The sequence below is a fragment of the Qipengyuania sp. genome, assembly GCF_042095715.1.
Classification (GTDB): Bacteria; Pseudomonadota; Alphaproteobacteria; order Sphingomonadales; family Sphingomonadaceae; genus Qipengyuania.
In genome coordinates, this window is record NZ_JBELMO010000094.1 from 1 (window position 1) to 7,960 (window position 7,960).

Annotated in this window: 10 protein-coding genes; 5 read left to right on the plus strand and 5 right to left on the minus strand. The window is 60.4% G+C overall.

Going from position 1 to position 7,960, the window contains the following annotated elements; all coding sequences use genetic code 11:
• Positions 1 to 95: 95 nt before the first annotated feature.
• Positions 96 to 596, plus strand: coding sequence for a septal ring lytic transglycosylase RlpA family protein (locus ACFDTG_RS15155; protein ID WP_375291818.1), 501 nt, complete (start codon positions 96 to 98; stop codon positions 594 to 596).
• An 11-nt stretch (positions 597 to 607) separates the two neighbouring features.
• Here ACFDTG_RS15155 and ACFDTG_RS15160 read toward each other — a convergent pair whose 3' ends face one another.
• From ACFDTG_RS15160 to ACFDTG_RS15170, 3 genes are all read right to left on the minus strand, one after another.
• A complete protein-coding gene (locus ACFDTG_RS15160; protein WP_375291819.1) occupies positions 608 to 1,240 on the minus strand; it encodes a response regulator transcription factor in 633 nt (210 codons plus the stop codon).
• A gap of 241 nt (positions 1,241 to 1,481) precedes the next feature.
• Positions 1,482 to 2,189 (minus strand): PEPxxWA-CTERM sorting domain-containing protein, encoded by a 708-nt coding sequence (locus ACFDTG_RS15165; protein ID WP_375291820.1) that lies wholly within the window; start codon positions 2,187 to 2,189, stop codon positions 1,482 to 1,484.
• A gap of 113 nt (positions 2,190 to 2,302) precedes the next feature.
• Positions 2,303 to 3,415, minus strand: a complete 1,113-nt coding sequence (locus tag ACFDTG_RS15170; protein WP_375291821.1) for a hypothetical protein — start codon at positions 3,413 to 3,415, stop codon at positions 2,303 to 2,305.
• A 213-nt stretch (positions 3,416 to 3,628) separates the two neighbouring features.
• On the opposite strand from ACFDTG_RS15170, the gene ACFDTG_RS15175 reads away from it, so the two are divergent.
• The gene (locus tag ACFDTG_RS15175; RefSeq protein ID WP_375291822.1) at positions 3,629 to 3,823 is read left to right on the plus strand and encodes a hypothetical protein; all 195 of its coding nucleotides are present in this window, start codon (positions 3,629 to 3,631) and stop codon (positions 3,821 to 3,823) included.
• 476 nt (positions 3,824 to 4,299) lie between these two features.
• Entirely contained in the window at positions 4,300 to 5,154 is an 855-nt protein-coding gene (locus ACFDTG_RS15180; RefSeq protein WP_375291823.1) for a DUF4394 domain-containing protein, read from the plus strand.
• Positions 5,155 to 5,234: 80 nt separating this feature from the next.
• Here ACFDTG_RS15180 and ACFDTG_RS15185 read toward each other — a convergent pair whose 3' ends face one another.
• Positions 5,235 to 5,462, minus strand: a complete 228-nt coding sequence (locus tag ACFDTG_RS15185) for a hypothetical protein (RefSeq protein WP_375291824.1) — start codon at positions 5,460 to 5,462, stop codon at positions 5,235 to 5,237.
• Positions 5,463 to 5,587: 125 nt separating this feature from the next.
• Between ACFDTG_RS15185 and ACFDTG_RS15190 the strand changes: the two genes are divergently transcribed.
• Both ACFDTG_RS15190 and ACFDTG_RS15195 read left to right on the plus strand, forming a co-directional pair.
• The gene (locus ACFDTG_RS15190; protein ID WP_375291825.1) at positions 5,588 to 6,034 is read left to right on the plus strand and encodes a hypothetical protein; all 447 of its coding nucleotides are present in this window, start codon (positions 5,588 to 5,590) and stop codon (positions 6,032 to 6,034) included.
• A 1-nt stretch (position 6,035) separates the two neighbouring features.
• Positions 6,036 to 7,208, plus strand: a complete 1,173-nt coding sequence (locus tag ACFDTG_RS15195; RefSeq protein ID WP_375291826.1) for a hypothetical protein — start codon at positions 6,036 to 6,038, stop codon at positions 7,206 to 7,208.
• Between the two features lie 6 nt (positions 7,209 to 7,214).
• Here ACFDTG_RS15195 and ACFDTG_RS15200 read toward each other — a convergent pair.
• A partial coding sequence (locus ACFDTG_RS15200; protein ID WP_375291827.1) for an ATP-binding cassette domain-containing protein occupies positions 7,215 to 7,960 on the minus strand: 746 nt, incomplete at its 5' end.

The window sequence follows — 7,960 nt, forward strand, 5'->3', positions numbered from 1 at the left end:
AATGGTGGCGAGAATGGGGCCGACGCGGGCGCGTTTAAGGACTCGCGGGGGACCATTCGGCTATACCGCTGGCATCGAACGGGAGGATACGTCCGATGCCGATTTTCACTCCGCGCAGCATGGTGCTGGCGCTTGCCTGCCTGATGCCGCTCGGTGGCGCTGCGCACTCCGCTGCCAGCGAAGCCGCCTTCGAACAGAGCTTTGCAAGCTATGAATCTCTGCCGGCCACCCCGGAAGCGGGCGTGGGCGTCGTCGATCTCGACATGGTGGAGCCGACGATCGAGCCCACCCATGAAAACGTGAGCGAACTGGGCTCCGGCGTTGCCAGCTATTACGGAAGCCGTTTCAACGGTCGCCCGACGGCGAGCGGGGAACGGTTCGACATGACCGCCATGACCGCGGCCCACCGCACCCTGCCCTTCGGCAGCCTCGTGCGGTTGACGAACCAGAGCAACGGGAAGACGGTGGTCGTGCGCATCAACGATCGCGGACCGTATCACAGCGGGCGGACCATCGATGTCAGCCGTGCGGCCGCCACGGAACTGGGCCTGATCGGACGCGGTCACGGCACCGTCGATCTCGCCCTGATCGACTGATAAGCTGAAACTTACAGCGCCATTTCGCGCTGCGATCCCCACAACGAGCCCGAACCCAGCTGCGCCTCCACCGAAAGACGGACGGCGGCGGCAATGTTGCGCACACCCAGCTTGTTGAACACATTGGCGCGGTGAATTTCGACCGTGCGCGGGCTGATGCCCAGCACCGTCGCCACTTCCTTGTTCGACCGGCCCTCACAGACGCTCTCCAGGACTTCGAACTCGCGCTTCGTCAGCTGTTCGAGCCGTTGCTGCGCGCGCACCTGCGACACGGTGCGCGAGGCGCGCTGTTCGCCGCGCACGCGGATCGCCTCCAGGCGGTGACGCAGTTCCTGCGCATCTCCATCCCATTCCAGATAGCCCGCACAGCCGGCATTCAGGACGTCGACCACCCGCGCGGTCTGCGGCTTCGCGGAATAGGCGACGATGGGATAGAACTGCCCCGAACGGTTCAGGCACGCCAGCGCCTCGCGCAGCTGGCCCCCTTCGTCCGCCACGATCAGCCAGGCATTGTCGGGCCAGCGGTCCCCCAGCTCTTCGAGCGTGTCGACCGGAATGACATATCCGAATTCCGATACGGCGCGGGCGAGCGAGTTGCGATTGGTGCAATCACTGTCCGCGATGATAAAGGTTTGTTCTCTCATTCCAGCTAGACCCTCGGTATCTGCTCAGGTGCCTGCCCTGACCGACTAATGGCTTCTGCCCGATCAAGGTTAATCTTATCCGTAATCGAACCTAGGGATTTTACCTAGTCTGGCTAGTCGGATTCGGCTTAACAGAGATCAAACCGGCGGAAAGCCGCGCGTTTCCCGCCCCCAAGGGTGCGCGCCCGCCCCGCGCCACCACCCGACAGCACGAAGCGGATGCGAACTCAGATCGCGCGGATCATATCGCGCGCAGGGCCTGCAACCGGCCACGCCGCATGGCCGCCCCCACCGCGCCGAAGCCGAGGATGAACAGCGCCCACGCCGATGGCTCAGGCACCGCCCCGCCACCCGGAGGCGCGCCCACGCTCATGGAGGACAGCGAGGTGTTGAGCGCGATGGTCCCGCCGCGCCCGAAGGTCTGGAAGCTGGCCGCGCGCAGCTTGTAATCGCTCAGCGCGCCGAAGCTGGTGGGCAGCATCCCGAACTGGATCAGCCCGGTCGATCTGGGGCTGGCGAGCGAGGTTGAGGCCCAGGTGGTGTAGCGATTAGTCCCGAAAACCTCGGTCTTTTCCAGCATGAATTGCAGCGCGGTGCCGTTGGTGCCGGCATTCTGGAACTGCGCATAGGCGGTGAAATCGGACCAGTCGGTCATTCCCGCCGCATTCCCGCTCACCAACTCAATGGCGTAGCGCCCGTTCACCGCCACCGCATCGCTGTCATAACGATAGGTGAAGCTGAACGGCCCGCCGCCATTGGCACCTATCCTGGCGATGTAATCTTTCTGAAAGTCGGTGTAGACCACCCCATAGCCCACAGCCTGCTGGGTCTGAAACGTATCGTCTCCACCCAGCGTGATAGTGACGATTTCGGCCGAAGCCGGCGCTGCGGCGCCGAGCGCGGTCGCGGCGAGACCCGCCCCGGCGGCAGTGAAAGCATTGCGAAACATGGTGAGGACCCCCTCGGTTAACACGTCAACGACCCGCAATCAGAACTATATAAGTGTTAATCGGGGTATAGGACGAAAACGACATTTCCGCCGACACGCCGCCATGTGTGCCGTTACAGGACGGTTATGTGTGCCCCGCGACCGCCGCGACCGTCCCGGCGGCGCAGGCTTTCGGCCCGGCGCCGCGCGGCACGGTTGAGCGGCGGCGCGGTTGCGGGGTCAGCGGTCGTCTCGGGCTCGGGCGCTGCGGACCACGGCGTGGCGAGCGAAAGGAAGGCGTCTGGCTCGATGGCCGCGTCGGTGTCACCCGCGCCATCGCGCCCGGCATCGCATTCAGGCACGTGCGTGTCCCCGGCCCCATCGCCCTCATGCTCGTCGGACCCGGTCTCATCGGCCACGCATTCATGCGCCTCGTCCGCGTCCTCGCAATCGTCCGACGGCTCTGGGTGCCACTGGTCGCGCCCGTCACGGACGTAGGAGTTGTAGTCCTCGCCCATGAACCACCAGCTCTCGTCCCCCATTTCGAAGGCAGCCGCCTGGCAGCGCACCGCCTCCGCCAGATCGGCAAAGACCTCGGGCGGCGGCGCCCCATCGGGCCGCTGCGCCATCATCTCCTCCCAATAGCGTGTCACCCGCCAATCGTCCTCGGTCCACAGGGTCTCCTCCTCCGGGAGCGGGGGAGACATGGACCACTTGGACCACGGTCCAGAGCGGAAATCCATTCCCCGATATGGGGAGGTTTCGTCGGGGTCCTGCGCGGCCACCGGCGCCTCGCCGCGCCCAAGCCGATCCTGGCATTCGTCCCAGTTTTCGGCATAGGCGGCGGCCTCCGGACTTTCGACGAGTTTGTCGAGCCGCGCCAGATGGGCGAGCAGCAGCCGGTCGGAATAGCGCGTGCGGCTCCCCACCTCCTCGCCCTTGTAGAAGACCTTTTCCTCTACCCCGTCGAGCGCGCGGCATCCCATCACATCGGCCACATGAACCCGCGCCACCACCAGCGCAGCATCCCACGCTACCCTCAGATGCCGACAAGACCGCCGAGCGCGATAGGCGCTCTGATGGCTGACCCCCGTGGCGGCGGCGGCGGCCCGCACCGATCCGGTGAGCGAAAGCTGCTCGATAAACGCCACCTGCTTTGCCCGGTCGAACCCGGTTTGCGGCGGGCGAGCGGCATCGTCGGGGATGGCGGCGGCAAGGGCGGGAAGGTTCGGGGTGTAGGCTGACATGATCCGTATCTCCGTGAACAGAGCGAGAACGAATCGGGCTTATTATGCATGTGGGGGCGTGTAGGACAGCCCCCGAGTTTGCCGAGGGCGTGCCGCCCCCTGTCCTATTAAGACCCGGTGCGTTGACGAACAATCGGAGAGGCCGTGGAAAGTAATGCCCCCGCGCGCGTTGATCAGGGAAGACGCGCTTTTGCGTAGATAAGGATAATAATAATGGGCGAAAGCATGTGGGCCATACTGGCCATCGTAGGTGTATTGGTCGCAGCCGCACTGATCGCGGGTGTTTACTTCGAACGCCGCAAGACCGACCGCATGGGCACCCGCCCACAAGGCCCGCAAGTCAACGCGGTCCACGGCAGCAAGCACGAAAGCAAAGCAAGCAGGAAGCTGGATACTAGGCGGGATTGATTTCCAGCGGTGGCGGTGGGGGATTGATCGCCACGCCTCTCAATGCATGCTGGCCGTCCTCAGGTTCTTGCAACGCCAAACCGACCGGTCCCGCTGAATCCGCTCCGGCGACCTATCCATTTCGCGAGAGCAAGGGGACCGGTGGTGAGGTCGATAGTGAGCTGCGCATCAAGGTTTACGCCGATTCCGAAAAGCGCAAAGCCCCCCGCACCGGCGCCGAACGCACGTCGATGGCGAGAGGCTCGACAACGGGGGTGGGCCCATAAACGTCGTCCATGAAAGTGAGTTCGAGATAGATGGACAGGTCGAGAAGGGCGAAGCCATTCGGCCAATATTTAAACCAAGCGGTGAGATCGGAATAATAGTCCGATCTCGTAAAGAATCGGGGAACCTTTGTTAACTCTATCCCTTAACCTTAGCGGGGATGCAATTCTGCGCCTCGGCCCAACGGGCCGCAGACACAAAAGGGTTTATCGATGAAGAAACTTCTAATTGGGGCCGCGATGGCGGCCACCGTGAGCACGGGTGCACAAGCGGCAACCGTATTCGGCGTCGACACGGATAATTTCCTGGTTACGTTCAACAGCAGTGCACCGGGCGCGTTCACGTCGGAACGGCTGATCACGGGCACCAGCGCAACTTTCCTGGCGCTCGATTTCCGCGATAGCAACGGCCTGCTTTATGGCTTGGGCGACGATCTGACACTCTACACCATCGATACCGCAACCGCGGTTGCCAGTGCCGTGGGAGGCCCACTGGCACTGTCCGGCAGCAATTTCGGCTTCGACTTCAACACGGTCGTCGATGCGATCCGGATCGTCAGCAATGATGACAGCAACTATGTCATCAATGCCGACACGGGTACGATTTCTACCGTGGCGACTCCGGTCTCCTATGGCGCTGGCGATGTAGCCGCAGGGCAGAACGCCATCGTGGCGGGCAACGCCTATCTGCACGGCACGACCACGCAATATGCGATCGATACCAACCTCGATACGCTGGTCATGCAGGCCAACAATGCCGGCACGCTGACGACGGTTGGCGCGCTGGGCGCACTTGCCGGCCCGCGGACCAGTTTCGATATCGATTTCGACAACACCGCCTATATGCTTGACGGTAGCCGCTTCTATACGGTCGACCTCCACACGGGCGCGTCGACCTTGGTCGGCACGACCAGTCGTTCGCTTTACGGTATCGCCATCGGTAGCGGAGCCGTTCCCGAGCCGGGTACCTGGGCGCTATTTATCCTGGGCTTCGGCGCTATCGGCGCTGCATTGCGCCGCAAGAGCGGCCAGAGCGCGATGGGCCGGGCCAAGCTCACCTATTCGTAATGCGAAGGGCCGACTGGCCCGACCATCGAATGAGCCAAAACAGGGGCGTCGCAATCGCGGCGCCCCTTTTTGGTTAGCCCCTACCGTGCCAGCAAGGGCGCAAGATATGCGCCGGTAAAGCTCCGCTCCACCTTCACCACCTGTTCCGGCAAATCGCGCGTAAAACCCGTCTGCGCCGCCCTGTCCGAGTCACCGGGCAGCGCGTCGGCAAGCGCGGAGAGGTTTGCGTTGGGGGCAGCAGGGGTCCGGGGCTGGCCGGTCTGACCGGTGTCGAGGCGGTCATCCTCAGGATGGGAAGACATATCCATGATCCGATCTCCGAGAACACAGTGAGAACGGATCAGGCTTATTATGCATGAAGGGGCGTGTAGGACAGAGGAAAAGTTACACTGGCAACTGAACAAATCGGTTTGAACGCGCAGCCGCGTGAAAATTGACAGACTTCGGAAGTCTTTTTAACGGCGCAAAGAAAATGGTTGGAGCCCACGTGTACCAAGCACCACTTCCACCTCATTGTCCAGGAGATGAGGCTTTCGAACAAGAGGCAACTTTATTTCGAGTTTGCCGCGAAAACCCGCCTTCTGAAGAGGACTTCCGTCCACATAATGAATCAGAAGTTCCTCAAAAGCAGCGCAAAGCTGATCCGGCTAATTGCGCAGGATGGGGATTGTCAGTTTGGATATCTCACGATGAGATCGTTCACGCTCGCGAACATATAATGCCTTGGATGAAGCGCCAGTTTGTATTCAGCAGTGACGTTGAAGAGGTAGAGGGACGTCTGTCACCAGCAGGCGAGAACGGCCATCACACATATTGGCCTTACGAAAATACTGACCTGCGTGAACGCGCCCAGCTAATTTTAGAACCCAAGGGAAACTGAAATGTGGGTGGATGCCGAACCGATCCAGCGTGATTGGCATGGCGGAGAAATCCGCATATCTGAAGTACTTTATGAATTTGAAGGTCCGGTCGTTTTTGTAGCTCGAGTTGGCTTCAACGAACTTCTATTTGCTAAACGCGATGAAGGTGAACTGGCAGACTTTTTCCTAGCGGTTGAGACAAATGATCGAATTGTCGCAGCGCTGCGGCAAGGAAAGCTGTCATTGCGTGGCGCTTTGGATAGGCCAGAGGGCTGGTTAATCGAAACCGATCTTAGAACTATAAACGGTTTCCAAAGCTTGGCTGAAGGCCAATTTGATGACCTGTTACCTCAGCCTAAAATTGCCTTGTATAGCCGCTATGGTTTAGTCCCGGACACTTTAGAACAGGCAGAAGCTTTTATTGCGTTTCGGTTTGTTGGGGCAGCGGTACAAGGCGGTCAGGTTCCGCTGTCGGTATTGCAGGACAAAATCAATGATTTCGCTGCTTTTGTGAAAAAAGCGCTTTTGCCGCAAGCTCTTATGACGGGTAGGGATTATCGCTTCTTTGACGTCGAAATGGCCGAACCGAAGTTCTCAAGCCTAGTTTTGGCTGCGAAGAAGCCCACCTTTGACGAGGCGAGAATTGCGCTTTCAAGAAGGCTCGAAGGCGTCAATCCGGAGGCACTAAATTTACAGGCTGGCAATCAAGGAAGAGAGTTTTGGGGCCTTTTGAATCGGACCCTTGAGCAAATTGATCAGACCGGTGAGCTTTCTCAGGATTTCAAAATAGAGAATCAGATATTCCTGACGAATCTCAAGGGACTTATCCCCTCGGACGATGAAAACCTCTCAAGGGTTGAAGTAACGTTTAATGATGGGATGAATTTGCACACCGCCATTATCGAAGGAAATCAGCGTCGTACAATTGTAGCGGCTCAAGCAGAGATCGAAGGGTTCGATGTGCGAACTCTTGTTGGCGTTATTATAGAGGTCAATGGGGTTGCAGGAACCTTCATCATCAAAGATATGGCAGAGCGTCAAACAACGTGTGTTATGCCACGAGCTGACTTCAATGAGCTTGACGATGATAATCAGCTTTACCGTGGCCGGCAGGTTTCAATAACCGGCATATTTACCCGTAGAACCAGACGTGACAAGCTTTGGATAGACGGACCAATCGCCTTCTTAAACTAGCCGGCGCTATTCGGCAGACTCCGTCGCGCGCTCCAGCAGCGGCGCCAGATACCGCCCCGTAAAGCTCCGCTCCACCTTCACCACCTGTTCCGGCGTCCCTTCCGCCACGATCTCCCCGCCGCGCACGCCGCCTTCGGGGCCGAGGTCCACGATCCAGTCGGCGGTCTTGATGACATCCAGGTTGTGCTCGATCACCACGACCGAATTGCCCTGGTCCACCAGCCGTTGCAGCACTTCGAGGAGCTTGCGGACATCCTCGAAATGCAGGCCCGTGGTCGGCTCGTCGAGGATGTAGAGCGTCTGCCCGGTGCTGCGCCGGGCGAGTTCCTTGGCCAGCTTCACCCGCTGCGCCTCGCCCCCGGATAGCGTGGTCGCTTGCTGGCCCACCTTGACGTAGCCCAGCCCCACCTCGTTCAGCATGTGCATCTTGTCGCGGATGGGGGGCACGGCCTTGAAGAATTCCTCCGCATCCTCGATCGTCATGTCGAGCACGTCGGCGATGGAGAGACCCTTGAAGCGCACCTCCAGCGTCTCGCGATTGTAGCGTTTGCCGCCGCATTCTTCGCAGGTGACGTAGACGTCGGGCAGGAAGTGCATCTCGATCTTGATCAGCCCGTCGCCCTGGCACGCCTCGCACCGGCCGCCCTTGACGTTGAAGCTGAAGCGCCCCGGCTTGTACCCGCGCGCCTGCGCCTCCGGCAGGCCGGCGAACCAGTCGCGGATCTGGGTGAAGGCGCCGGTGTAGGTCGCCG

Coding starts and splice junctions, on each gene's coding strand:
- ACFDTG_RS15155 (WP_375291818.1), top strand. CDS start 96: ATGCCGATTTTCACTCCGCGCAGCATGGTGCTGGCGCTTGCCTGCCTG.
- ACFDTG_RS15160 (WP_375291819.1), bottom strand. CDS start 1,240: ATGAGAGAACAAACCTTTATCATCGCGGACAGTGATTGCACCAATCGC.
- ACFDTG_RS15165 (WP_375291820.1), bottom strand. CDS start 2,189: ATGTTTCGCAATGCTTTCACTGCCGCCGGGGCGGGTCTCGCCGCGACC.
- ACFDTG_RS15170 (WP_375291821.1), bottom strand. CDS start 3,415: ATGTCAGCCTACACCCCGAACCTTCCCGCCCTTGCCGCCGCCATCCCC.
- ACFDTG_RS15175 (WP_375291822.1), top strand. CDS start 3,629: ATGGGCGAAAGCATGTGGGCCATACTGGCCATCGTAGGTGTATTGGTC.
- ACFDTG_RS15180 (WP_375291823.1), top strand. CDS start 4,300: ATGAAGAAACTTCTAATTGGGGCCGCGATGGCGGCCACCGTGAGCACG.
- ACFDTG_RS15185 (WP_375291824.1), bottom strand. CDS start 5,462: ATGGATATGTCTTCCCATCCTGAGGATGACCGCCTCGACACCGGTCAG.
- ACFDTG_RS15195 (WP_375291826.1), top strand. CDS start 6,036: ATGTGGGTGGATGCCGAACCGATCCAGCGTGATTGGCATGGCGGAGAA.